At 41.4% G+C, this 26,638-nt stretch carries 21 protein-coding genes; 16 read left to right on the top strand and 5 right to left on the bottom strand.

Going from position 1 to position 26,638, the window contains the following annotated elements; genetic code table 11:
* Nucleotides 1-31 precede the first annotated feature (31 nt).
* The 5 genes from QZT69_RS06010 to QZT69_RS05990 all read left to right on the top strand — a co-directional run bounded on the left by QZT69_RS06010 (nt 32) and on the right by QZT69_RS05990 (nt 5,918).
* Entirely contained in the window at nt 32-772 is a 741-nt protein-coding gene (locus QZT69_RS06010; protein ID WP_294671751.1) for an electron transfer flavoprotein subunit beta/FixA family protein, read from the top strand.
* 16 nt (nt 773-788) lie between these two features.
* Nucleotides 789-1,733 carry an electron transfer flavoprotein subunit alpha/FixB family protein gene (locus tag QZT69_RS06005; RefSeq protein ID WP_294671748.1) on the top strand — a complete coding sequence of 315 codons (945 nt, stop codon included), beginning with the start codon at nt 789-791 and terminating at the stop codon, nt 1,731-1,733.
* A 100-nt stretch (nt 1,734-1,833) separates the two neighbouring features.
* Complete coding sequence (locus QZT69_RS06000) at nt 1,834-2,409, top strand: bifunctional nuclease family protein (protein WP_294671745.1); 576 nt, start codon at nt 1,834-1,836, stop codon at nt 2,407-2,409.
* Between the two features lie 26 nt (nt 2,410-2,435).
* Nucleotides 2,436-3,812 carry a nucleoside permease gene (locus tag QZT69_RS05995; RefSeq protein ID WP_294671742.1) on the top strand — a complete coding sequence of 459 codons (1,377 nt, stop codon included), beginning with the start codon at nt 2,436-2,438 and terminating at the stop codon, nt 3,810-3,812.
* 48 nt (nt 3,813-3,860) lie between these two features.
* Nucleotides 3,861-5,918, top strand: a complete 2,058-nt coding sequence (locus tag QZT69_RS05990) for a CotH kinase family protein (protein ID WP_294671740.1) — start codon at nt 3,861-3,863, stop codon at nt 5,916-5,918.
* A 139-nt stretch (nt 5,919-6,057) separates the two neighbouring features.
* Here QZT69_RS05990 and QZT69_RS05985 read toward each other — a convergent pair whose 3' ends face one another.
* Nucleotides 6,058-6,435 carry a hypothetical protein gene (locus QZT69_RS05985; protein ID WP_294671737.1) on the bottom strand — a complete coding sequence of 126 codons (378 nt, stop codon included), beginning with the start codon at nt 6,433-6,435 and terminating at the stop codon, nt 6,058-6,060.
* 128 nt (nt 6,436-6,563) lie between these two features.
* Here QZT69_RS05985 and QZT69_RS05980 point away from each other — a divergent pair, with 128 nt between their 5' ends.
* The gene (locus QZT69_RS05980; RefSeq protein ID WP_294671734.1) at nt 6,564-7,358 is read left to right on the top strand and encodes a thymidylate synthase; all 795 of its coding nucleotides are present in this window, start codon (nt 6,564-6,566) and stop codon (nt 7,356-7,358) included.
* Between the two features lie 70 nt (nt 7,359-7,428).
* Here QZT69_RS05980 and recQ read toward each other — a convergent pair whose 3' ends face one another.
* Nucleotides 7,429-9,609 carry a DNA helicase RecQ gene (gene recQ / locus QZT69_RS05975; protein ID WP_294671732.1) on the bottom strand — a complete coding sequence of 727 codons (2,181 nt, stop codon included), beginning with the start codon at nt 9,607-9,609 and terminating at the stop codon, nt 7,429-7,431.
* Nucleotides 9,610-9,879: 270 nt separating this feature from the next.
* On the opposite strand from recQ, the gene tatC reads away from it, so the two are divergent.
* From tatC to lptB, 3 genes are all read left to right on the top strand, one after another.
* Entirely contained in the window at nt 9,880-10,659 is a 780-nt protein-coding gene (gene tatC, locus QZT69_RS05970) for a twin-arginine translocase subunit TatC (RefSeq protein ID WP_294671728.1), read from the top strand.
* Between the two features lie 94 nt (nt 10,660-10,753).
* Nucleotides 10,754-13,165, top strand: a complete 2,412-nt coding sequence (locus QZT69_RS05965) for a DUF5686 family protein (protein WP_294671725.1) — start codon at nt 10,754-10,756, stop codon at nt 13,163-13,165.
* Nucleotides 13,166-13,331: 166 nt separating this feature from the next.
* On the top strand, nt 13,332-14,066 hold the full coding sequence (lptB, locus tag QZT69_RS05960) for an LPS export ABC transporter ATP-binding protein (RefSeq protein WP_294671724.1): 735 nt from the start codon (nt 13,332-13,334) through the stop codon (nt 14,064-14,066).
* A 404-nt stretch (nt 14,067-14,470) separates the two neighbouring features.
* On the opposite strand, the gene QZT69_RS05955 is transcribed toward lptB, so the two are convergent.
* Nucleotides 14,471-14,596: a hypothetical protein gene (locus tag QZT69_RS05955; protein ID WP_294671721.1), complete on the bottom strand. Its 126-nt coding sequence runs from the start codon at nt 14,594-14,596 to the stop codon at nt 14,471-14,473.
* A 108-nt stretch (nt 14,597-14,704) separates the two neighbouring features.
* Between QZT69_RS05955 and QZT69_RS05950 the strand changes: the two genes are divergently transcribed.
* From QZT69_RS05950 to QZT69_RS05930, 5 genes are all read left to right on the top strand, one after another.
* Nucleotides 14,705-16,417 carry a hypothetical protein gene (locus QZT69_RS05950; RefSeq protein ID WP_294671719.1) on the top strand — a complete coding sequence of 571 codons (1,713 nt, stop codon included), beginning with the start codon at nt 14,705-14,707 and terminating at the stop codon, nt 16,415-16,417.
* A 146-nt stretch (nt 16,418-16,563) separates the two neighbouring features.
* A complete protein-coding gene (locus QZT69_RS05945) occupies nt 16,564-17,883 on the top strand; it encodes a hypothetical protein (protein WP_294671716.1) in 1,320 nt (439 codons plus the stop codon).
* A 17-nt stretch (nt 17,884-17,900) separates the two neighbouring features.
* Nucleotides 17,901-19,208, top strand: a complete 1,308-nt coding sequence (locus QZT69_RS05940; protein WP_294671713.1) for a carboxypeptidase-like regulatory domain-containing protein — start codon at nt 17,901-17,903, stop codon at nt 19,206-19,208.
* 55 nt (nt 19,209-19,263) lie between these two features.
* Nucleotides 19,264-20,598 carry a carboxypeptidase-like regulatory domain-containing protein gene (locus QZT69_RS05935; protein ID WP_294671710.1) on the top strand — a complete coding sequence of 445 codons (1,335 nt, stop codon included), beginning with the start codon at nt 19,264-19,266 and terminating at the stop codon, nt 20,596-20,598.
* A 54-nt stretch (nt 20,599-20,652) separates the two neighbouring features.
* The gene (locus QZT69_RS05930) at nt 20,653-22,959 is read left to right on the top strand and encodes a helix-turn-helix domain-containing protein (RefSeq protein ID WP_294671708.1); all 2,307 of its coding nucleotides are present in this window, start codon (nt 20,653-20,655) and stop codon (nt 22,957-22,959) included.
* A gap of 307 nt (nt 22,960-23,266) precedes the next feature.
* Here QZT69_RS05930 and metK read toward each other — a convergent pair whose 3' ends face one another.
* Both metK and QZT69_RS05920 read right to left on the bottom strand, forming a co-directional pair.
* Nucleotides 23,267-24,547 carry a methionine adenosyltransferase gene (gene metK, locus QZT69_RS05925; RefSeq protein WP_294671706.1) on the bottom strand — a complete coding sequence of 427 codons (1,281 nt, stop codon included), beginning with the start codon at nt 24,545-24,547 and terminating at the stop codon, nt 23,267-23,269.
* A 103-nt stretch (nt 24,548-24,650) separates the two neighbouring features.
* Nucleotides 24,651-25,064, bottom strand: a complete 414-nt coding sequence (locus tag QZT69_RS05920; RefSeq protein WP_294671704.1) for a hypothetical protein — start codon at nt 25,062-25,064, stop codon at nt 24,651-24,653.
* Nucleotides 25,065-25,192: 128 nt separating this feature from the next.
* Here QZT69_RS05920 and QZT69_RS05915 point away from each other — a divergent pair, with 128 nt between their 5' ends.
* Entirely contained in the window at nt 25,193-25,918 is a 726-nt protein-coding gene (locus tag QZT69_RS05915; RefSeq protein WP_294671702.1) for a sensor histidine kinase, read from the top strand.
* Complete coding sequence (locus tag QZT69_RS05910) at nt 25,911-26,630, top strand: LytTR family DNA-binding domain-containing protein (RefSeq protein ID WP_294671699.1); 720 nt, start codon at nt 25,911-25,913, stop codon at nt 26,628-26,630. The genes QZT69_RS05915 and QZT69_RS05910 overlap by 8 nt, the downstream gene beginning before the upstream one ends.
* The last annotated feature ends 8 nt before the right edge of the window (nt 26,631-26,638 follow it).

Here is a 26,638-nt window from a genome sequence, read left to right as displayed (position 1 = left end):
AAATGTAGCTTACGTTTAAATAAAATACGATATGAAAATTTTGGTATGTATCAGTAAATCTCCGGATACAACTTCGAAAATTGCCTTCACTGACGGGAATAAGCAATTCGATGAAAATGGGGTTCAATACATTGTCAATCCATACGATGAGTGGTATGCACTTGTTCGCGGTTTGGAATTGAAAGAGACGTTAGGTGGAAACCTGACAATCATCACGGTTGGAAACGCAGCTGATGAAGCAATCATCCGAAAAGCATTGGCAATCGGTGCTGATGACGCAGTTCGTATTGATGCAGATCCGAAAGATGCTTATTTCACAGCTATTCAAATTGCCGAATACGCTAAATCAAACGGGTTTGACCTGATCCTTACGGGGAAAGAGACTATCAACTACAATGGTTCGCAAGTAGCAGGAATGATTGCCGAGGCGATGGATCTTCCGTTTGTTTCTTTGGCTACAAAACTGGATATCAACGGCACAACTGCACGCATGGAGCAAGAAATCGTTGGAGGGGTCCAGGTTGTTGAAGCAAACCTTCCGTTGGTAGTTTCCTGTGCAAAAGGAATGGCGGAACAACGCATTCCGAACATGCGCGGAATTATGGCTGCACGTACGAAGCCGCTTACAGTGGTTGCTCCTTCTGCAACAGAAGAGCTGACAGCATATGCTGAGTACGGATTACCTGCACCAAAATCTGCAGTGAAAATGATCGATCCGAACAACATGGACGAATTAGTTGCTTTGTTACACAACGAGGCTAAAGTTATTTAATCGACAATACGAAATCATGAATATTTTAGTTTATATCAATTCATCCAATCATTTGGCAAAAAGTGCGCTTGAAGCAGTTACTTATGCGAAGAAAATTGGCGGAACAATTACAGTTGTAGCTACCGGATCGGTAGATGATGCAACACTAGGAACTCTAGGTGAATACGGTGCTCAAAAAGTATTAGTTGACCGTTCTGTTGCTACTGAGGACTCTCAGCAGGTAACTCGTTTGATCGCAAAAGCGGCTGAATCAACAGGTGCAGAACTAATTGTTTTCTCTCACGATTTAGTTGCAAAAGCTGTTGCACCACGTTTATCCGTTCGTCTGAAAGCAGGTTTGGTTTCAGGGGCTGTAGATGTTCCGAATGCAAGCGGACAAGTAAAAGTGAACGTATTCTCAGGAAAAGCTTTTGGATTTGTTGAAGTAAAATCAGCGAAAAAGATCATTTCTCTTCTTCCGAACTCATTCCAACCGGAAAAAACGGGTTCAGCATGTCCGGTTGAAGCATTTGACGGAGCTGCGGGAACTGCTGTAATCAAAGTAGTTGAAACAAAAATGCCGGAGGGTGAAATTCCATTACCGGAAGCAGAATTGGTTGTTTCAGCAGGACGTGGGTTGAAAGGACCTGAGAATTGGGGAATCGTAGAAGATTTGGCAAAGGCTTTGGGAGCTGCAACGGCATGTTCCCGTCCGGTAGCGGATATCGGCTGGAGACCTCATCACGAGCACGTAGGGCAAACAGGTGTTGCGATTCGTCCGAACTTATACATTGCAGCAGGAATTTCCGGGGCAATCCAGCATTTAGCAGGTGTAAACGGTTCGAAAGTGATCGTAGTTATCAACACGGACCCGGAAGCTCCTTTCTTTAAGGCAGCTGATTACGGTGTTGTAGGTGATGCTTTTGATGTGCTTCCTAAATTAACGGAAGCTGTAAAAAAATTCCGCTCAACACCACACTAAGATTAATCTATTTAATTATTTTTACGAAAGTAATACCAAGAGGGAAGCACGTTACAATGCTTCCCTACTTATTTAAACCCTTCGTAAGGAAAACGTTCGGATGGACAAGATTAAACTCGACATCATTGGACTGTCATACAGTCAAACCCAAAGTGGAGCTTATGCTTTGGTCTTAGCAGAATCAGGCGGAAAACGCCGTTTACCGATCATTATTGGTGGTTTTGAAGCTCAGGCTATCGCTATTGAATTGGAAAAAATGACTCCGACAAGACCATTGACCCACGACCTGTTTAAATCCCTTGCCCAAACATTCTCCATCCAGTTAAAAGAGGTCGTGATCTACAATTTGCAGGAAGGAATTTTCTTTGCAAAATTGGTTTGTGAAAAGGATGGTGTTTTCTCGGACATTGATGCCAGAACTTCAGATGCCATTGCACTAGCGGTTCGATTTGACTGCCCGATCTACACTTTTGAATCCATTTTATCTTCCGCGGGCATCCTTTCCGATGAATTCCTGGAAGAAGATGATGAGCTTGAAACTCCTGAGACAGACGATAACGAGTTCACCAAAATGAACAAAGAAGAATTGGAAGAGCAGCTTCAGAATGCCATCGATAATGAGGATTACGAGCTGGCTTCCAAAATCCGTGATGAAATCAATAAGCGCGGAGCTTAAAAAAACACCAATCAATTTCTACTATTATGGGGAATTCCATCAAATTTCGATTGACCGTTATGAGTTTTCTCCAATTTTTTGTTTGGGGAGCATGGTTGATTACAATCGCAAATTATTGGTTTGATACGAAACAATGGGATGGAGGTGCTTTCGGAGCAGTTTTCAGCACACTTGGATTTTCGTCACTTTTCATGCCTGCTATTACCGGAATTATTGCTGATAAATGGATCAATGCAGAACGTTTGTATGCAATACTTCATTTTCTGGGTGGAATAACTCTGTGTTTCATTCCGTTTGCCAGTAATGAATCGGAATTCTTTTGGGTAATTTTCCTGGCAATGGTATGTTACATGCCAACCATTTCCTTATCCAACACCATCGGTTATCACGTGTTGAAAAACAACAATTACGACGTAGTCAAGGTTTTTCCTCCTATTCGCGTATGGGGAACGGTCGGATTCATAGCAGCTATGTGGTTTGTTAATCTCACCGGAAATAAAGCTTCCTACAATCAGTTCATTATCTCCGGAATAGCTGGAATATTGCTCGGGTTATATTCTTTTACACTACCGAAGTGTCCACCGCAACTCGGAAAATCCGAAAAGAAATCTTTCGTGGAAGCTTTCGGTCTGAATGCATTTAAACTTTTCCTGAACTACAAAACAGCCCTGTTCTTTCTCTTTTCCATGATGCTCGGTGCCGCATTGCAGTTAACCAATATGTTCGGAGATGTTTATGTCAGTGAATTCGGTTATTTTGGAAAATATCAAGGATCCTTAATCGTAGAAAAATCAACGATCGTTATGTCGATTTCGCAGGTTTCTGAAACCTTGTTTATCCTGGCAATTCCTTTCTTTTTAAAACGTTTCGGGATCAAAAAAGTAATGCTGATCAGCATGCTTGCCTGGGTACTTCGTTTCGGATTATTAGCATACGGAAATCCGGCAGAAGGATTATGGATGATCATTCTTTCCTGCATTGTTTATGGAATGGCATTCGATTTCTTCAACGTCTCCGGTTCCCTTTATCTTGAAACAACGGTCAATTACAAAATCCGTGCTTCCGCCCAGGGATTGTTCATGATGATGACAAATGGTCTCGGAGCTGTTATCGGAAGTCTGGCAAGTGCAGCTATTATTCAGCGCTTTTTCACTTTTGAATTCACCAATGCTTCAAGCCTCACAAAATATCTTGGGGTTGATGAATCCAATCCGGTTTTTGCGAGACTAACCAAGTTTGTAGACATTTCACCAACCGGAGAATTCTCAAAAGCCGTCACCTTGCGCGACTGGAGCCCCATCTGGTTATCATTTGCAGGATATGCGCTTGTAATTGCCGTGTTATTTGCTATCTTATTCAAACACAAACACAATCCGGCAGAGTTGACAGAAATTTCACACTAATCGTTTTAGTAAAAATTTAATAGTAATTTAATGTTTCAATAACATTGAATGAAAACTATACTCTCCTCTTTAGCGCTTATTTCAGGTGTATTTTCCTTTGCCCAAACATTTAACGGAACGTCCGGAAATATCCAGGATAACCAGGAATTAGTCAGATCCGTAAACGTCAACGGGCTTCCTGCATCGATCAATCAAACGACTTTCGGGTTAGAGCAGGTCTGCTTGTCAATCACTCACACCTGGGATGCTGATATTACAGCCACGCTCGAAGCTCCTGACGGAACACAGATTATTCTTTTCTCCGCTGTTGGCGGCGACGGAAATAATTTTAACGGAACCTGCCTTCGCAGTGATGCTACAACTTCCATAACGACACAAAATGCGCCTTTTAGCGGTGTTTTTAAGCCAATGAATTCGCTGGGAATAGCAAACAACAATCAAAACCCGAACGGAACCTGGAAACTCCGAATTTTTGATTCTGAAAACGGCGACGAGGGAACGCTGGATTCGTGGTCAATCACTTTCGGTAACGATCCGGCAACCCACCAACCCTTCTCAAGCAGTAATCTTCCTATTGTGATAATTAACACAAACAACCAGGGAATTCCTGACGAGCCTAAGATCGAAGCTCAAATGAAAATGATCGATAACGGTTGGGGAAACATCAATAATATAACCGATCCCGCGAATGCTTACAACAATAAGATCGGAATTGAGCGAAGAGGTTCTACCTCGGGAGATTTCCCACAAAAATCCTATGCTTTTGAGACCCGTGATGTAAACGGAACAACGATAGATACCGTGCTTTTAGGTTTACCGGAAGAAAATGACTGGATTTTGTACGCTCCGTACAACGACAAATCCTGCATGCGCAATATCATCACCTATAAGATTGCCAATGAAATGGGAAATTATGCATCCGAAACCGTCCTTTGCGAATTAGTACTCAACGGTCAATACCAGGGAATTTACACCCTCATGGAGAAGGTGAAGCGCGATGATAACCGGGTAAATATCGCAAAACTGCTTCCAACGGATATTACAGGCGATGAATTAACAGGCGGCTACATCATCAAAATCGACAAAACTACCGGCTCCAACAACGACGGATGGACATCCAATTACCAGGCAGCCGATAATTCGGACATTAACTTTTTGTACCATTATCCGAAATCGGATGAGATCATGCCGCAACAGGCGGATTACATCCAGGCATATGTGGATTCTTTCGAAACAGCACTTGCCAGTCCTTCTTTTACGAACCCTGTGACCGGCTATAGAAAATACAGTGTTCCCGAAACATTCATTGACTTCCTGATCCTAAATGAGATCAGCAAAAACGTAGATGGATATCGATTAAGCACTTACCTGCACAAAGAGAAAGATTCCAAAGGCGGAAAACTACGCATGGGCCCCATGTGGGACTTCAACCTGGCGTGGTGGAATGCAGATTATTGCGCAGGTGATGATCACACCGGGTGGCAATACGAGTTTTCGAATATCTGTCCGGGCGGGTGGCAAGCCCCAACATGGTGGACAAGGATGCTGGAAGATTCCTGGTTCCAGGATGAGCTAAAGTGCCGTTGGACAACCCTTCGGCAAACTATCCTTTCCAACAATTCACTGTATGCGCAAATTGATTCTATCGCTCAATATATTAACGACGCAAAAGACCGTCATTTTGAGCAATGGCCGCTTCTGGGAACTTATACATGGCCGAATCCAAGCCCGATCCCGGCAGATTACCCGGGTGAGATCACAGCTTTCAAACAGTGGATACTTGACCGCACGGCGTGGATAGATGCTAATATACCCGGAACCTGCCACCTTGGTCTGATCAAGGAAGAGATTGCATCATTATCCGTTTACCCGAACCCTTTCCGGGAGGAAATTCACCTATCCTGGTTCTCAACGGGAATCAGCAATACCAGGATCAAATTGTTTGACCTGAACGGACATGAGCTAAGTACTTTGGAAAAATCTCCTGTTTATGGAATGAACGAAGTGAAACTGGGTCAATTCCCAGGTTCACTGAGCAGCGGGATTTATTGGGTAGAAATCCAGGAAGGAACTTCGATTAGCCGGATCAAAGTGGTGAAAAATTGATCTTCACCACAAAGGACACGAAGAGACAAAGATTTTTTGCGGAATTAAACAACATTAAATAACACAACTTCTGTTTATAAAGTTTGGTGTATTCAATATTCCCTCGTGTGTTTTGGGATCTTTGTGGTTAAATGAAAACTCAGATCTTCTTGAGGAAAACATCCGGCTGCGGATAAATCCCTTTTCGTTCCAGGCGCTTGTCTTTTTTATAGAGCACATAATTCTCCGGTATGAATTGTCCGTCCAATTTAGCTTCGAAATAAATTCCGTTTTTGTCTTCTTTGATCAATTGATAAGTTCCTTTAAGTTCTTTTGACGAGATCTTCTCAACCAACATTCCTTCCGAACTTAAACGAATCTCAATAGGCGCACTTTGTACCTGGTAAACTTCCTCCCCCAGTTCCAAAGCATAGGAAGGAATTTCACCGCTGTAAACTCCCAGGTATTTTTTTTTGATTTCCTGGGAAACACCGCTATACCAACAGCTAAAAAAGAGAAGTAATAAGCAAAAACGCATTCTTTAGTTTTGGGTAAAAATAGAGAAAGGAATCAACAATGCAATTGAATTATCAACCAAAACAAATCGCCAGTGATTAAATTCCCTAACTTTATGTTTAGTTTTCCAAAGTTCATTTCAAAACACCCATGAAACAATATCACGATTTATTACAGCACATTCTCGACAACGGAACTTTCAAAGGAGACCGCACAGGAACAGGTACTTTATCGACTTTCGGTTATCAGATGCGTTTTAACCTGGAAGACGGATTTCCCGTACTGACTACAAAAAAACTCCATCTGCGTTCGATTATCCATGAATTATTGTGGTTCCTTCAGGGTGATACCAATATCAAGTACCTGAAAGATAACAATGTTTCTATTTGGGATGAATGGGCTGACGAAAACGGCAATTTAGGACCTGTTTACGGGTATCAATGGCGTTCATGGCCAACTCCTGACGGCGGATCTATTGACCAGATCTCCAACCTGATTGAGCAGATCAAGAAAAATCCGAATTCCCGCAGATTGATCGTAAATGCCTGGAACGTTGCTTATGTTGACAATATGGCTCTGCCTCCTTGTCACACCATGTTCCAATTCTATGTAGCTGACGGTAAATTGAGCTGCCAATTGTATCAGCGCTCTGCCGATACTTTTCTCGGCGTTCCGTTCAACATTGCTTCTTACGCATTACTGACCATGATGGTGGCCCAGGTTTGTGATCTGAAACCGGGAGAATTTATTCACACTTTGGGTGATGCTCATTTATACTCCAATCATCTGGACCAGGCAAAACTGCAATTGGAACGCGACTTCAGACCCCTTCCAACCATGAAGATCAATCCGGAAGTGAAAGACATTTTCGGCTTCAAATACGAGGATTTCGAATTATTGAATTACGATCCGCATCCACATATCAAGGCTGCGGTGGCGGTTTAATGAATAACATTCGTCAAAAAACACGTAGGGGCGCGATTAATCGCGCCCCTACGTGTTTTCATTAAAATATTTAATTCGCCATTTCGCTCATAAACTTGATCCGCATCAATCTCAATTCCTCTTCGGTATAATCACCGTCGAATTCGTGATAAGCCGTTGTCAGATCATCTGTTTCAGCTTCGGAGAAGTATTCGTAAATTTCTTCCTGATTATCCGAATCCAAAATATCATCGATGTAATAATTGATATTGACACGCGTTCCGGAAGAAACGATTGCTTCAATTTCTTCAATAACTTCTTCCATAGATTTTCCCTGGGCTCTTCCGATATCTTCCAATGGCAATTTGCGGTCGATGTTTTGAATTAACTGAACCTTCAACACCGATTTATTCACCAACGATTTAACCACTAAATCCTGTGGCCTGTCAATATCGTTTTCTTCCACATACTGATGTATCATTTCTACGAAAGGCTGGCCATAGCGCTGTGCTTTTCCGGCACCAACCCCCTGGCAATTGGTCAGCTCTTCTATTGTGATCGGATACTGGAAACACATATCTTTCAATGTAGGTTCCTGGAAAATAACAAACGGTGGAATATTATTCTGTTTCGAAAGTGATTTTCTTAGGTCGAGCAGCATATCGTAAAGCACCTCATCAAAAGCACCTCCTTTTCCGGGAGCAACAATCCCTTCATCTTCATCGGATGCGGAGTAATCGTGCTGCTTTAACAGTGTAAAGGATACCGGATTCGCCAAAAACTCAAACCCTTTCGCTGTAAACTTCAAGGTCCCGTAGGTTTCAATATCTTTGTAAAGAAGTCCCGCAACAACCGTCTGCCGGATCACAGCATTCCAGAAATGCTCATCGCGGTCTTTTCCTATTCCAAACAACGGAGCCTGATCGTGGCGGTAACTTTTAATTTCAGCAGTTACTCCTCCGGAAAGGAATGCACAAACATGTTTTGCTTTCTGCTGTTCCTGCAAGAAATCAACTACCTGCAGCAATTGATGAACAAACTCTTTTCCTTCCAGTTTTTCCCGCGGATATTTGCAGTTATCACACATGTCATTACACTTATTTTCATCGAAGGTTTCTCCGAAATAATGCAGAATGAATTTACGTCTGCAGACAGAAGTTTCCGAATAAGAAACGATCTCGCTCAAAAGCTGTTTACCGATCTCCTGTTCAGCTACCGGTTTTCCCTGGAGGAATTTCTCCAGTTTTTCTATGTCTTTGTAGGAATAGAACGTGATACATTCTCCCACTCCACCGTCACGGCCTGCTCTTCCAGTTTCCTGGTAATAACTTTCCAGCGATTTCGGAATGTCATGGTGAATGACAAAACGCACATCCGGTTTATCGATTCCCATTCCGAATGCAATGGTTGCAACAATGACATCCACTTCTTCCATCAGGAACATGTCCTGGTGTTTGGCGCGGGTTGCCGCATCCAAACCAGCATGATATGCGAGGGCATTGATTCCGTTTACCTGGAGTAATTCGGCCATCTCTTCCACTTTTTTCCTGGAAAGACAGTAAATAATTCCGGATTTTCCCTGGCGCTGACGAATATATCGGATAATTTCTTTTTCAACGTCCTTTTTCGCACGGATCTCGTAGTATAAGTTATCCCGGTTGAAGGAAGACTTGTACAAAGTAGCATCCATCATGTTCAAATTCTTCTGGATATCCGCTTGTACTTTTGGAGTTGCAGTAGCGGTCAATGCTATAATAGCCACATCTGAGATCTTCTCAAAGATTTCGCGCAGCCTTCGGTATTCCGGCCGGAAATCATGTCCCCATTCCGAAATACAATGCGCTTCATCAATCGCAAAGAAAGAAATCGGAACGGAAGTTAAAAAGTCAATATTTTCTTGTTTTGTAAGCGATTCGGGGGCTACATAAAGCAATTTGGTTTTACCGGCAAGAATATCATCTTTTACCCGGTTAATTTCCGTTTTACTTAATGATGAGTTCAGAAAATGTGCAACTGAATTATGGTCACTCACATTACGAATTGCATCCACCTGATTTTTCATCAGTGCAATCAATGGAGAAACGACGATTGCCGTACCTTCTGATAATAATGCCGGAAGCTGGTAACAAAGGGACTTCCCACCGCCGGTGGGCATAATCACAAACGTGTTCTTCTTTTCCAGTACGTTCGTAATAATTGCTTCTTGTTGTCCTTTGAATTGATCAAAACCAAAAAATGTCCTAAGCGCTTCCTTCAGATCATTTTGATCCATAGAGTTTGAATATTAGAGGATTACCTAAATTTAATAAATCGAAATTACAGATAATAAAACGCTCACGCGCTATAAAATCGGCAACTACACTAAAATACAAGATAAATCCATAAAAAACAACTACTAACCCGAGTTCAAAATGATTTTTTGAAGATTTTTTGCTGTTCATCTAACAAATTTTATGGCTGAATGTCGGTTATTAACATTTCAAACGGCGAAAATTTTGATGATTTGTTAACTTTGCGCCAAGGTATGGAAGAAGAAAAAAATATGTCGTTCTTGCAACATCTCGAGGAATTGAGATGGAGACTGGTTCGAAGCGCAGCTGTAATCATTGTTTTGGCAATTGTAATTTGGTTGAACCAAGACTGGATCATGAGACATGTTTTCCTTTCAATGAGTAAACCGGACTTTTTCACCTTCGACTTTTTCTGCAGGTACATGAATTTCATGTGTGTGGAAGAAATTCCGATCAACTTCCAGTCAACTACCATGGGAGGCCAGTTCTCCTATGCTTTATGGATGAGTTTCCTGGGTGGTGTAGTGGTCGGTTTTCCATTCATCTTTTACCAATTATGGTCTTTTGTAAAACCGGGATTGAAGCAGAATGAAAAGAAAATGGTCAAAGGAATAGTTCTTTACGTAAGCCTTCTTTTCTTCCTGGGAATTCTATTCGGTTATTTTATTGTTGCACCGATGAGCGTCCAGTTCTTCGGTACGTACCAGATTTCCAGAGAAATCAAGAATGACTTCACCATCAACTCCTACATGAGTACTATCCTTTCGACCGTATTCTATTCAGGTTTGTTCTTCTTACTCCCTATCCTGGCTTATTTATTGGGAAAACTGGGGATTGTTTCTTCCGGTTTCCTGACGAAATACCGCAAGCATTCCATCGTGGTGGTTTTGATTTTGGCCGCAATTATTACTCCTCCGGATATGATTTCGCAGGTAATTGTCAGTGTCCCGATCTTACTTCTTTACGAAATCGGAATTTTTGTAGTAAAACGCGTTGAAAAAGCACGTCTGAAAGAGGAAACAAACGGGTAATCACGTATTGTTTTTACCCTGAGTTTTTCTTAGTTTTACCGCATCTATGTTTAAACTAAGGATTCTATTTCTACTCTGCCTGATTCAATGTTCTGTGTATTCACAACAGACAAAAGTATCAGGGCGCGTCATTGACGCACAAACCGGAGAAGGAATGCCTGATGTAAGAGTCCGGTTCCAAAACTCGAAAATAGGTACGCTGACAGACAGCCTTGGGTTCTATACCCTTCAGACTTATTATGCAACCGACAGCATTACTTACATGATGCCGGAATTCAACCTGGTAACCAAAACCGTTAAAAAAGACCAGGAACAAGTCATTGATGTAAAATTAACCGAAGCCATTGTGGACATTACGGAAGTGACCGTGAAACCACCTGATGAATTTCCTTCGACCACCCTGCACAAGAAGGTGATTGCCCACAAAGACATTAACAACAAGGAAAAACTAAGTTCATACGACTACGAGTTATACAATAAGATCCAGATAGACCTGAATAATATCGGGGATAAATTCAAGGACCGTGACATTGTAAAACGTCTGGATGTGGTTATGAATTACCTGGATTCCATTGATGGAGGAAAAACATATCTGCCGGTCATCTTGTCTGAAAACATTTCGCAGTTCAGCTATAAGAACAATCCCAAAAAGAAGCGCGAATTGGTTTCTGCAACCCGGATTTCAGGAATCGAGAACCTGCAGCTGAACCAGTTTTTGGGAGAAATGTACCTGGATTTCAATATTTATGACAACTACCTGAATATCTTCCAAAAAGCATTTATCAGCCCCGTAGCAAATTTTGCACGTAATTATTATAAGTTTTACCTGGAGGACAGTATGTTTATTGACAACAACTGGTGCTATAAATTGCGTTTTGCCCCCAAAAGAACCGGTGATATGACCTTTGAAGGTGAAATGTGGATCAACGACACGACCTATGCGGTCAAATCCTTCAAAGCCAAACTATCGCCATGGGCCAATATTAATTATGTGCAGGATTTGTACATGGAACACCAATTTGACCAGGTTCAGCCGGAAGTCTGGATGCTGACAGAAGAAAAGATGATCCTGGACCTGAAAGTCACGAAAGGGACAAAACTTTATGGTTTCTATGGACGAAAATATTCATCCCGGAAAAATTTCGTCATCAATAAAGAACATCCGGATGATTACTACAAAAGTGATTTCACGGTAGAGTTCGCCGACAGTGCCAAAATCCGCGATAGGGATTACTGGATTGCCCACAGGCATATTCCGTTGAATGACCAGGAAAACGGTATTGACAACATGGTTGACTCGTTAAACCATGATCCCTTTTTCAAATTTCTAAAAAATTCCACCTATATGCTCGCCACGGGGTATTATCCGGTCGGGAAGATTGAGATCGGATCGATCTATTCCCTGTTTTCGGTAAACCCGGTGGAAAAATTCCGCACCGGATTAGCTATTCGTACATCCAACGCTTTTTCCCGGCGTATTGAATTCGGAGGAAGGTTGTATTATGGTTTCGGAGATGAACGTTTCAAGTACGGCCTGACAACTCGTATCAATATTACACCGAAAAAACGCGGACTTTTGATTTTATATGGGAACAGGGATATCGAACAAATCGGAATTTCTCCAACAGCTGCCGCGGTAGGATCAACATTCAGTTCGCTTTTAAGAACCGGACCATTGGATAAATTGACCTTCGTTGATAAAGCCGGCATCAACCTGGAAAAGGATTTGGGAAAGGATTTCATCATCTTCGGAGGATTTGAATGGAAAGAATATACCCCGCTTGGACTTGCTACTTATGAACGACGTAACGAATTCGGAGGATTGGATACAATCAGACATATTCAAAGCTCGGAAGTTACCCTGCGTTTCAGATGGTGTAAAGACGAAGAGTTTATTTCAGGGAATTTCGACCGCACCACGCTTCCGTCCAAATTTCCAATCTTATCCGTACAGGGAATTTTTGGGATTAAAGGTGTTTTCGGCAGTGATTACAACTACCAGAAACTGGAATTTGCCATGGAGCACAACCGGAATATCGGTGTTTTGGGAAGATTGCGGTATGGAGTAAATGCCGGAGTAGTAATGGGAACAGTAGCTTATCCGTTCTTAAAAGTACACGAAGGAAGCCAATCTTACTGGCTGTATACCAATTCCTTCAACCGCATGTCGTATTTTGAATTCATTTCCGACCGGTATGTAGGTGGATTTATCGAACAACACTGGCAGGGACTATTATTCGACCGTATTCCATTGATCAAAAAACTAAAATGGCGATTGGTAACCACCGGGCGAATTACATACGGAGCAATCAGCCAAAGACATAACGATGTAATGATCATCCCGTCTTTCACCAAACAATTCGGAGGTATTCCTTATGCAGAAGCTTCTGTGGGAATTGAGAATATTTTCAAATTGGGACGAGTTGACCTGGTTTGGAGGATTACACATCTTGCACCCGGAATTCCACCATTGGGAATCCGTGCACGCTGGTCGTTTGCATTCTAAGAAAGTTAAAAGTGTTCAATAGTTGAAAAGGTTCAAAGCCAAAAGTTGTTTAAATGAATCTATTTGAACATTTGAACATTTGAACATTTGAACATTTGAACATTTGAACATTTTTGAAAAAACGTTAAGCCCCGTTTTTTAATCCTAATTATTGTATTTTCGCAAGGTGAAATTGCATACACACGATATCAAGAAGACCTATAAGGGCCGGAACGTAGTAAAAGGAGTTACTATCGAAGTAAACCAGGGAGAAATTGTTGGCTTGCTGGGTCCCAACGGAGCCGGGAAAACAACTTCCTTTTACATGATGGTTGGGTTGGTAAAGCCGGACGAAGGTCATGTTTTCCTGGACGACCTGGAAATTACCCATTACCCGATGTACAAACGCTCGCAGCTGGGAATCGGATACCTTCCGCAGGAGGTTTCGGTCTTCCGTAAATTGAGTGTTGAAGACAATATCATGTCTATCCTGGAGCTTTCCGATCTGAGCAAAGCGGAGCGCAAAGAAAAAATGGAACAGCTGCTGGAAGAATTCAGTTTGACAAAAGTCCGAAAGAATTTGGGGAACAGGCTTTCCGGAGGTGAAAAGCGAAGAACGGAGATTGCACGCGCTTTAGCTACCAATCCGAAATTTGTTCTTTTGGATGAACCTTTTGCCGGGGTCGATCCCATTGCCGTTGAAGATATCCAAAGTATCGTTTCAGACTTGCGCAAACGCAATATCGGGATTTTGATCACTGACCATAACGTACAGGAAACCTTATCCATTACAGACAGAGCCTATTTGTTATTCGAAGGAAGTATTTTGAAATCGGGAACAGCCGAGGAATTGGCTTCTGATGAACAGGTGCGCAAAGTTTACCTGGGTCAAAATTTTGTACTACGCACTAAAAACACTTAGACATAAAAAAAGCCTCCGTGGGAAGAGACTTTTGGTTTGTTTCGTTATTTAGATGCTAAATCAGCGTTTTCTGCAGGATTATCGATGCTTCCGTAAGCCTCACAATGCCCTCTGGAGGATCCGCAAGATGCTAAAACTACCGCTAAGAAAGCAGCCATAGCTGCGTAGGCAAAAAATTTCTTCATAGTTATTGCTTGTTTTTTAGTTTACTAGTTGTTGTTCGGATACAAATCTATCACTTTTTAACGTTAATTAATACAAATATTATTCACATTCCATTTTTTTATGGTGTGGATTAGTTGTGATTTTATTGAAAATCGCCTTATTTTTTTAACGATACAAACATCCTTAAAGCTCCCGATCCTTTTATTTGTCAGCGTTTCAAGTATAAACACACTAAATAATTAGTGATCAGCTTTTTCTGTTTGGTTTATTCCGTTATAAGCGTCACAATTTGCTTTTGTTCTACAGGAAGCACTTGCTAAAAGGACGAAAAGGGCAACAGCTATAATTCCGGCTAATTTTTTCATGATCTTCAGTTTAATGGTTCTTACTAATTGTAACTTCTATACAAACTTACTACTTTCAACGTTATATTAAATGATATTACGGATTTTTGTGAAGCGAAATAATTGAATTTGAAGCATTTCGGTAAATTTATAAAGAGAACATGGCTAACCGGTCTTTTGATCAGTTTATCGATTTTTAGTTCCTGCATCCTCCACGCACAAAAAAAACTCCATTTTTCAGATCCCGTCTTCAAAAAGATCAGCAAACGAACCGATTTCAACTACTCCGACACCTTTTCGCTCAAAAATCAGCTGCAGGATATCCAATTATTGGCATACAAAAAAGGATACCTGACTTTCGGGATAGATTCCATTGTTCCGAGCGACAGCATCAACAGCGAAGCTTATTTCACGCTTGGCCTTCAGTATAAAAGACTCAACCTTTCTATTTCCGACGACAGCAAGCGATCCCTTAGAGAAATCGGGATCAGTCCACGGACCATTGAAACACTTCCTCCTACCCCGGTGGAAATCTCCAGAAGCCTGGAACGCGTCCTGCACAGTTTCGAAATTGCCGGATATCCGTTTGCAAGTATTTCTTTTGAAGACCTTCGCGTAGAGAGCAATGCTCTTTTTGCAGAATTGATCATCACTCCGAATTCTCGGGTAAAATGGAATGAATTGATTGTTTCGGGAAATAAGGTCAAACTATCCAAAAAATACCTGGAGAATTTCCTGCACATCGAAAAAGGAGATTGGTACAACCAGGAGCAGGTAAACCTGATCAATACCCGGCTCACCCAATTGATTTTCGTAAAACAAACAAAACCGGCAGAAATTCTCTTTACACCGGAGGGAGCGAACCTCTACCTTTACATCGAAACAAAACCGGTTTCTCTCTTCAACGGAACGGTCGGTTTGCAGCAGGATCCGGTGAAGTTAAAATACCAGCTTACCGGTGATTTGCGCCTAAAACTTCAAAATGCATTCAAGCACGGAGAATTGTTTGACCTAAACTGGCGTTCCATTCAACCGGGAAGCCCGCAATTGAAAATCCAGGCTGCTTATCCCTTTTTATTCAATACACCTTTCGGATTGGACGGACAGTTTTCCCTGTTTAAACGCGACTCAACTTTCCTGGAACTTAAAACCAGCATAGGTGTCACTTACTTTGTTTCGGGAGGAAAAACATTGACCGGCTTTTACAAAAACCAGCAATCCAACTTATTGGGAGCATCAAATACAGGTCTCGCTTACGGAACTTCCAAAAGTAATCTGTACGGACTTTCATTCCGGAATCAAACAGTGGATTACCTGCCCAATCCACGCAAAGGATTTATCTGGTACCTGGAGGGAAATATCGGGAAACGAACGCTGATAAAAGATTCTGTCACTAATAAATACCTCATCTACGGCGGTAAAGTCCAGATCGAATATTACCAGTCTCTCGGAAAACGTTTTGTATTGAAGGGCGGTTTGATCAGCGAATCGTTTTACACCAACAACATCCAACAGAACGAACTCCTGCGTTTCGGAGGAAACCTTTCCCAGCGCGGTTTTATGGAAGACGAATTACTGAGCACTTTCCGGGCAACGCTGACAATAGAGCCACGCTTTATCCTGGACCAGAATTCTTATTTATTTGTATTCTATGACCAAAGCTGGTATGAGCGGAATGTGCAATTATACAGGCACGATTCGCCCAAGGGTTTTGGAGCAGGGTTGTGCTTTGGAACTAACATCGGGATCTTTTCTCTGACCTATGCACTTGGACAGCAATTCTCCAACCCGATCCTCTTCCGGGATTCGAAAGTGCATTTCGGATATGTGGCTTATTTCTAATGATCAATTATAAATGATTCAATTATCAAGCCCCTCCTTGCTTGATAATTAATAATTGATCCGTGAAAATTACTCTAAATCAATCAAAAAGACATTTCAATCAATCGGATTTGAAGTAAGCTCTTTTTTCCCTAAATTCCATTTCCATGAGCTACTTATGTATATCGAACAGGGTTTGGAAATCCATTCTGTTGGTAAGCATGCAATTTTTCTGCTTCGCTTCCTTTTCCCAGGATGTAGTGGTAACCGGAATCGTTATGAACGAACAAAATGTTCGTGTAGCAAATGCGGAGATCAAACTGGGCACAGCCAATGTAAAATCAAATTCCAAAGGAGTTTTCACCTTACGCGTAAATAAGCTTCCTGCACAAATGAATATAAAGCACCCTGCTTATAAAGAGTATGCAGAAGTAGTTCGTGCGCCGATACGGCAAGGCGACACTCTGAAACTGGAAATCATCCTGGAAGGAAAAGAAACAGAACTGGAAGAAGTTACGATCAACGCTTCAAAAATCATTTGGGCTTACGACAAAAAAAATACCCATATCATTGATTTTGCACTCTTTGATAACGAAATGCTGTTGGTTTGCAAAGAAAACCATAAATACTTCTTGCGCAGGCTCGATTCCATAGGCAGGAAAATCGTAGACCTGGAAATCAAAAAGAACCCGGTTGGTTTATATGGTGACTGCACCGGCGGAACTCATTTGGTTTATGCAGACAGTATTTTCGAAGTTAAATTCATCCGGAACTCCATCGGGATGCTTTCCGGGAATTCGTATGCTGAAACCATGCGTATTTTAGGTCCCTGCATTATTTCCAGTCCCGATAATATCATAGTGAAACGAATGGGGCCCCACAACAAATTGGTTGAATACGACAAAATTGACTGGAACACCAAAAAACCCAGTTTACTTTATATCACCAGTGATCAGAAAACCATGCGCGAACTGGATGAATTTGTGCTGCGGAATGAAATCGCCACGGAACTTTCGAATAAGTCCTTTAAAATGGGAAATCAACCCGATAAACCGAGTGAACGGGAAAAGTTCCAAAATCAGCAATTTTACAAACAGATCCTCCAGAAACCGCTTTACGCGCCGATTTTTGAGATCAATGACTCCGTTTTTGTTTTCGACCACTTCAAAGACAGCGCTATTGTATTCACTCTTTCCGGGAAATATGTTCGTTCGTACCAATTCAGTTATCATTATTTTGAGAATTGGAAAAATGAATTAATGATCAACGAAGAAAAGACAAAGCTATTTGCCAAATATGAGAACGATGGTTTGGTAACCCTGCGCCAGATCGATCCTTCTACCGGGAAAGTCATACACCTGGACATACTGGACAAACACATTTACCCGATAAACATTCAAATTCGCGGAAGTTTCGCTTATTACATTTACAAACATTATCTAGACAACAGCATTCATTACCTCTATAAACAACCACTCAAAGAATAACCTGAAATCCAACCGGTATGCAGCATTTAAATCGCATAAAAACACTTTGTTTAATCCTTTTCTCAACAGGATGCCTGATCAGCTTTTCCTATTCCCAGGTAGAAGCAGTTGTTAAGGGAAAAGTAGTCAATGAGAACGGAATACCGGTCAAAAGTGCTTCCGTAAAACTGGGCAACACCGATGCCCGCACAAACTCAACCGGTTTTTTCATTGCCAAAACCACTTCTTTTCCGGCTAAGCTCACTGTGAACCATCCCTTGTATGTGGAATATACATACATGGTTACTCTTCCTGAAAGATGGAAAGATACCATCCGTGTTTTGGTAATATTGACCGGAAAAGAAAAGGAATTAGAAGAAGTAACCGTTTCTGCTGAAAAGGTCTTTTGGGTATATCCGCAGAAACAAGCAAATGTCCTGGATTTTATTTTGCAGCCTGATAACGGAATTCTATTGTGCTGCAGTGATGAAAACAGGTATTTCATGCGAAGCTTAAATGCGGAGGGAGAAAAAATAAACGAAACACCGATCAGAAGCCATCCCAAAAAACTGTACCGGGATTGTACGGAAACCATTCACCTGGTCTATTCCGACAGTATCTATGAAACAACATTGGTTAATAATTGCATCGGCTTTTTTGAGCCAAGAGAAACACCGGGAATTTTCAACTTATTGCAATCCTGCGTTTACAAAGACAATAGAAACCTGATCAAATACACATATTCCCAAAAAGATCAAAGCATTGAGTATACTTCGATTGACATTCAAACCAGAAAGGCACGAACGATGTACATTGGGGAAAATCACCTGCGCAACAAAGCCCTGGAGGAATTCGGAAGTGATAACAACATAAGTGATGAACAATTGTTTCACACCCTAGACCCTGAATTAATCCGGATTGTAAGAAGCAAATGGGCCAAACGAAAATTATACGAACAGGTATTGACCCGTCCTGTCTACATCCCATTGTTTGAAGTGAATGATTCATTGGTTATTTTCAATCACATCAATGATTCTGCTGTTGTCTTCACAAAAGAAGGTGTCTTCGTCCGCTCCTTCCCGATTTTCTACCAGTATTTCGATGGCTGGGAAAATGAGCTTATTACCAACCTGGAAAAAACAAAGCTTTATGCCCGTTATAAAGAAAATGGACTAACTATCCTCCGGGAAATCAATCCAACAAACGGAAAAACAGAACAGCTAATCAGACTGGAAAAACACGTCTTTCCGGAACACCTTCAAATACAAGGCAATTCCATTTATTACATCTACAAAGATTACCTGGATCAAAGTATGCACTATCTTTATAAACAGTATCTGGAATAGTTCATTTATAAGTTATTTACTTTTTTTAGCTAAATTTCACGCATCAAATACACGTATGTTCCGTCTAACTAAATTTCTTTCACTATTCGTATTCGGTATGCTGGCAGCCCATTTATCCTGGTGCCAGGACGATATCATTATCAAAGGAAAAGTCGTAAACGAGACCGGAGCTCCTATTAGAAATGCATCCGTCAAGATTGACATTCACAATGCCCGGACCAATTCCAACGGGAATTTCATCATCAAAAACGGGAACTTTCCGGCGCAGATTACCGTGAAAGGAAATCTTTACAACGACTATACGGACATATTACTCTTCCCCGAGAAATGGAAAGACACCATGATGGTTTATGTGGTAATGAGCGGGAAAGAAACTCAGCTGGACGAAGTAACCATCAACGCCGACAGCAAATTTTGGGTTTATCCGCGTAAGCAGGCAAATGTGCTCGACTTTAAAGTAGAGAAAGACGGGAACATCATTCTGTGCTGCAGCGATGGACACAACTATTACCTCCGACATTTGAATGAAATGGGAGACAAGGTCTATGAGACGTCAATCCGGAAACACCCTAAATCGATACGGCAGGATTGCGGAGGAAAATTACACCTTGTTTACAAGGACAGCATTTACGAAACATCTGTCGTTGGACAATCCGTCGGGATTTTTTCTCCTCTTCCCTACTACAAAGCAATCGGATTGCTCGACAACTGTTCTTATTCGGATGATACTTCGATTGTCATCCGAACATACATGAACCAGAAACAATACCTGGAATACCAATTGATTACCAAAAAAACACGGCACAGCAAAACGCTTTATGTGAGTGAGGACCGTCAGAAAAACCGCCAATTAAAAGACTACCAGCGTGAAAACAAGCAAACAGTCAGCGAAATCCTGAGAGAATCAAACGCCACCCACAGCGACAAGCTTTCCAATGACAATGAATACCTGAAAAAAGCACGTGAACGATGGACCACACAGCAATTTTACGACCTCATCCTGTTAAAACCCATCTATGCTCCCCTATTCGAATTGAACGATTCGTTGTTCATCTTTGACCACATGAATGATTCGGCGGTTGTTTTCACTAAAACTGGAGTGCGTGTTCGAAGTTTCCCGATTTCTTACCAATATTTCAGAGGCTGGAAAAGTGAACTGATCCCGAATATTGAAAAAACCTGCATTTACGCCCGGTTCGAACGGGACGGTATTACCAGTTTACGAAAAATCAACCTGATCAACGGAAAAGCAGAAGAAGTGGTACAGATCAAAGACCATATTTTCCCGGAACACATTCAAATACGCGAAGACTTCATTTACTATGTTTACAAGGACTATCTCGACCTGAGTATGCACTATATTTTCAAACAGCATCTGACAAACCGATAAAGATTTCAATTCAGTTTGAAAAAGAAGGTATTTTTGCGTATCTTCAAGTAAGAGATGAAAAACAATACAGAATCCATCAGCAATCCTGCTGAATTTACAGAACGATTTATCAATCAAACCAACAGTCCTGTTTTTTTGACCGGAAAAGCCGGCACGGGAAAAACTACACTGCTTCGAAAAATTGTTGAAACAACCCACAAGAACACAGTCATTGTTGCACCCACAGGGATTGCAGCTTTGAATGCTGGCGGAGTAACCATTCATTCCTTTTTCCAGCTTCCTTTCAGTTCATATATTCCAGAATTTGTATCGGATGGCTTGGTGCAGGGAAATACCAAATTCGAATCGAAAGAAACGCTTAAAAGACATTTTCATTTCAATAAAACCCGGCAGAACCTCATTCGGAATGTAGAATTGCTGATCATAGACGAAGTTTCCATGCTTCGTGCCGATCTTTTGGATGCCATTGACTGGACTTTAAGAAATGTTCGCAGGAACAACAATCCTTTTGGCGGGCTCCAGGTACTTTTCATAGGGGATTTGCTGCAGCTTCCCCCGGTTATCAAACCGGAAGAATGGAGTGTTCTTCAGAAATATTACCACGGCATTTTTTTCTTCAACGCGCATGTACTCCGCGAACAGGCTCCCGTTTATATTGAATTGGAAAAGATTTTCCGGCAGGACGACCAGCTTTTCATCAATTTGCTGAATAACTTAAGGAATAACCAGGTAACAAAGGAAGATCAGCTTCTGCTTGAAAAATATGTGAACCCTTCCTTTGATTCTACCAAAGAAGAAGGATACATTACTTTAACGACACACAATTCAAAAGCCGATCAGATGAATGCGGCAGCTTTGAATTCATTGAACGAAAAATCGATCATTTATTCTGCAGAGATCAAAAACGATTTCCCGCCTCATTTATACCCCATCGAAAAAGAAACCGAGTTGAAAGTCGGTGCCCAGATCATGTTCATCAAAAACGATATTTCCTTTGAAAAGAACTTCTACAATGGAAAGATGGGAGTCATTAAATCTTTGACCAAAGACGAGATCGAGGTATACTTTAAAGAGGAAAAACGGAGTATTACCGTTGAAAAATACGAGTGGAACAACATCAAATACACGCTGAATGAACAAAGCGGGGAAATTGAGGAGGAAATCCTGGGAACATTTGTCCACTACCCGATCAAATTGGCATGGGCAATTACGATCCACAAAAGCCAGGGATTAACTTTTGATAAAGCAGTTCTGGACGTTTCGAATGTCTTTGCTCCCGGTCAGGCTTATGTAGCGCTATCCAGGCTGAGAAGTCTGGAAGGACTTGTTTTATTAAAACCACTTTCCATGAATGGCCTGGTCAATGATCACCAGGTCGTTTCTTATTCATCCAACAAAGCTCCGGAAGACCGCATGAAGTTGTACCTCGACCAAGAAACAGCGCGCTTTGTTTACAACAGTCTTGTCCAGGCATTCGACTGGTACGATTACACCACCAAATGGGCAACTTTCGAATTAGGTTTTAAAAGCCAGGGACCAAAAACAGAAAAAGGAAAAGACAAATCCTGGGTAGCCAACCAGCTCCAAACAGTTCAGGCCACTTTTGATGCGGCACGAAAATTCCAAAACCAGCTCACAAACTTATTCTCCAAAGAAAAACCGGAATGGGAATTTATCCACGAACGCGTACAAGCTGCATACCAGTATTTTTTCAAACCGTTGGACGCCCAGGTCTATTCGATCATGAAACGACGTTATGAAGTGGCTAAGATCAAAAAAACGAAAGGTTATTTTGAAGAACTGGAAGAATTGGAACAGGAAGTTGTAGCAGTTGTTCACCGCCTGATGAAGGGTCGCTTGTTAATGGAAGCGGTTGTGAACCAAAAACCATTTACGAAAGAAACGGTACGTTCGGCTGAAATAACCAATTACGTGATCTCGAAAAGCCACAGCATCCAGCAGGAATTGCGGGCAAACCGATCCATGATGGATGAAATGATGGAAGAAGACTTTACGGATGTACTTCAATTGGTAAAACCCAAGAAGGAAGCCAAGGAAGAAAAAGCGATTAAGAAAAATACGTATGAAGTTACCTTCGAACTTTTCGAAGAAGGAAAGACTATCGAACAAATTGCGAACGAACGCCAATTAGGACTTACGACTATCGAAGGTCATTTTGCCAAGCTGATCCAGCAGGAAAAAATCGACATTACTGCGGTTTTAGATCCGAAACGCATCGGTGAAATTGAAACGTATTTGGAGGGTTCCGAAGGAAAAACGCTTGGAACTATCAAAGAAGAGTTGGGAGATAAAGTAAGTTACGCCGAATTGAAGTGGGTACAGGCTTCGAAGATGTTGTAAAAGTCTCCCGCAGATCTCGCTGATTACGCAGACATCTCTTTATAACCCTTTATAAAAGGGTGTTTATATGGAAGATAATAAAATAATATCCCACATTAAATCTGCGCAATTCGCGTAATCTGCGGGAACAAAAAAATCACACCTGAAACAGATGTGATTTCACCAAACTACCAAATAACTACTCGTCATTTCAACCAACTTCAATGACTTTGTTTCCCTTAGAATACAATACTTCAAAAAAGTAACAAAATAAAAACCCTGACGTCCATCCGGAGTCAGGGTTCAAATTATTTTAACGTTGCTATTCTTACAAAGAGAAAGCAGCTTTTACTTTATCTACGAAATCCAATTTTTCCCAAGTGAACAATTCTACTTCTTTCACTACCTGAGATCCATCCGGAGCGCTGAATGTTTTCTTCACTACTTCGTTCTTACGTCCCATGTGTCCGTAAGCAGCAGTTTCAGAGTACATCGGGTTTCTCAATTTCAAACGCTGCTCGATTGCGTAAGGACGCATGTCAAAGATCTCTGCACATTTCTTAGCGATCTCTCCGTCAGTCATGTTTACCTTAGAAGTTCCGTAAGTGTTGATGAACAAACCACAAGGTTTAGCAACACCAATTGCGTAAGAAACCTGTACCAAAACCTCATCACACAAACCAGCCGCAACCAGGTTCTTAGCGATATGACGTGTAGCGTAAGCTGCAGAACGGTCTACTTTTGAAGGATCTTTTCCGGAGAATGCACCACCACCGTGAGCACCTTTACCACCGTAAGTATCTACGATAATTTTACGACCTGTCAAACCTGTATCTCCGTGAGGACCTCCGATAACGAATTTTCCTGTTGGATTAATGTGGTAAGTGATCTGGTCGTTGAACAATGCCTGTAATTCCGGCTTCAATTTCGCTTTTACACGAGGAATTACGATGTTCACGATATCTTCATTGATTTTTTTCAACATGTCTGCCTCCGTTCCGAAATCGTCGTGCTGTGTAGAAACTACGATTGTATCGATACGTTGTGGAACATTGTCATCCGAATACTCAATTGTTACCTGGGATTTTGCATCCGGGCGTAAATAACCGATGATATGAGGTTCGTGGTTACGGATTTTAGACAATTCCTGAAGAATATTGTGAGCCAAATCCAAAGCCAGCGGCATGTAATTTTCAGTTTCTTTCGTTGCGTAACCGAACATCATTCCCTGGTCACCTGCTCCCTGAGCTTCAGCTTTCGCTTCGAAATCATCGTTGGAAACTTTACGGTCAACACCCTGGTTGATATCCGAAGACTGATCGTGAATCGCAGAAAGGATTCCACAAGAGTTCGCTTCGAACATGTATTCGGACTTCGTGTAACCGATCTTGCGGATTACCTCACGTGCAATCGACTGAACGTCCAAATACGTATTTGTTTTTACCTCTCCGGCCAAGACTACCTGACCTGTTGTTACTAGCGTTTCGCATGCGACCTTTGACGTTGGGTCAAAAGCCATAAAGTTATCGATTAGCGCATCTGAAATCTGATCCGCTACTTTATCCGGGTGTCCTTCAGAAACAGATTCTGAGGTAAACAAGTATGACATAGTCCTTGAGTATAAAATTTATGGGTGCGAAATTAGTGAAAAAAAAGAAATTGATTCGCGAATGTTGAAAAAACAGGTATTAATATTCTACTATGTTAATAGACTAAAACAACGACTTTATAGAGCCTTCAAGTATAGCACCAACAGAATCCAAAGCACCAGGATCAAGAGAAAGATTATGTTTCTTAAAATCTTCTTCATAATGTGTATTGGGATCAAACAAAATACGATCCATATCCAAGTCCGCTTCTCTGAAGGATTTCAGCAGTTGCTTTTGCCTTTTTGCAGAAAGGCTTCTCGGTTCTGATTTCAGCTGGAATAATGAAAAACCCAATACAATTTCAGGATATTCCAATTGAATTTCACGGATTCGCGCCAATTTGTTATTGAAAAACTCTTTATACTCTCCTTTTCTAAAGTAAATACTATTGTCTTCCAATCTAACTGAACCGGGGCTAGAAAAAAACATGGTACTTTGAAGGCAAAAGCCAAGAAAAATACAGACAATCCATTTCATGAAACTGAATGTAGTAAATCATCTATCAATATTCAAATTGGCTAGTACCTGTTTCGAAGTCCAATAGTTCTTCTATTAATACTCCTGAACATTGGTAAATTAAAATTCCCTATCTTCGATCTTTAATTATGGTTCAAATCATACTTTTTGTCCTTTCGGTTTTATTCCTTGCACTGTTGGTGTACTGCAGAATGCTTTACCTGAAACTGAAGGAAGCAAGAATGAAAAAAGACGAATTGACGCTCAAAAACCACGAATTAAATGCATTGGTACATTCGAGTGAATTGAGTTCCATCCGCTACAAATTGAACCCGCACTTATTTAAGAATGCTTTGAATTCGATCCAATCCCATGCTTACCAAACCTATTATTCCATGGATAAACTTTCAGGAGTGTTGGACTACATTTTGTATGAAAGCGATCAGCCATTGGTGAGCTTACAGGAAGAAATGGATTTCGCAGCGAATTTTATTGAGATTAACCGACTTAAGCTTAGCCCCTTATTTGATCTGCGGATCCGGAACACCATCAATCTGAAAGACGACCGGATCAGAAACCTGAAAATTCTGCCGCTGATTACAGTGGATTTGATCGAAAATGCTTTCAAACACACCGATTTCCAAAAGAGCGAATCGTTCATTTCTATTCACCTGGAAATAACAGGCAATGAATTTCTACTGGAGGTAAGCAACCGCATCTCGGAAAGCAAACCCCTGAAAAAAGAGCGCAGCGGACTGGGAATTAAGAACCTGGAAGAACGCTTAAACATTGCCTATCCGAATGCCTACGAATTGACACTGAACAATGACAATCCTGTTTTTCATGCACGCCTCAAACTGAAACTGAATGGATAATAAAGCTCTTCGGGTTGTTTTACTGGACGATGAATTATTGGCTCTGGGGTATTTAAGGTCCTTGTGTGAAGGAATTCCGGACCTTGAAGTGGTTAAAGCGTTTGACAACCCGGTTCTGTTCCTTTCCGAATTGGATGACCTTTCCTTCGATTTTTGCATTTCAGATATCGTCATGCCGAACATGAGCGGACTGGAAGTTGCCGAAAAACTGCTTTCCAAACCCATCATCTTCACCACAGCACACAATGAATACGCAGCCGATGCTTTTGATATCGAAGCCATCGATTATTTGAGAAAACCCGTGCAGCGTGAACGTTTGGAACGCGCAATCGAAAAGGTTAAATCGCATATCGAACAAGCGAAAAGTCATGCTTCCTGGACAGTAAACACCAATAAAGGAAAGTTCACTATCCGGTTGTCGCAAATTGTTAGTTTCTCCACAGATACTTATGACCGCAGGGACAAATTGATGCTCCTGGAAAATGGAGATGAATTCGTTGTCAAGAATAAATCATTCGATCAGTTACTGCAGGAATTAGAAGGAATTTCGCTGATCCGCATTTCAAAATCAGAATTGATCTCAAAGGAATACATCCGAGGATACCAGGGCGATGTGGTAATCAGTAAAATCCGCACGAAAGAAGGAAAATACCGCGAATTCAGCCTGAGCGAAAACTACCGCAAATCCTTTGTAGAAACTTTCAATCAATAACCTCATTC

It is taken from the genome of uncultured Fluviicola sp., assembly GCF_902168135.1.
Lineage (GTDB): Bacteria > Bacteroidota > Bacteroidia > Flavobacteriales_D > Crocinitomicaceae > Fluviicola.
This window is presented reverse-complemented; position numbering and strand designations above follow the sequence as displayed.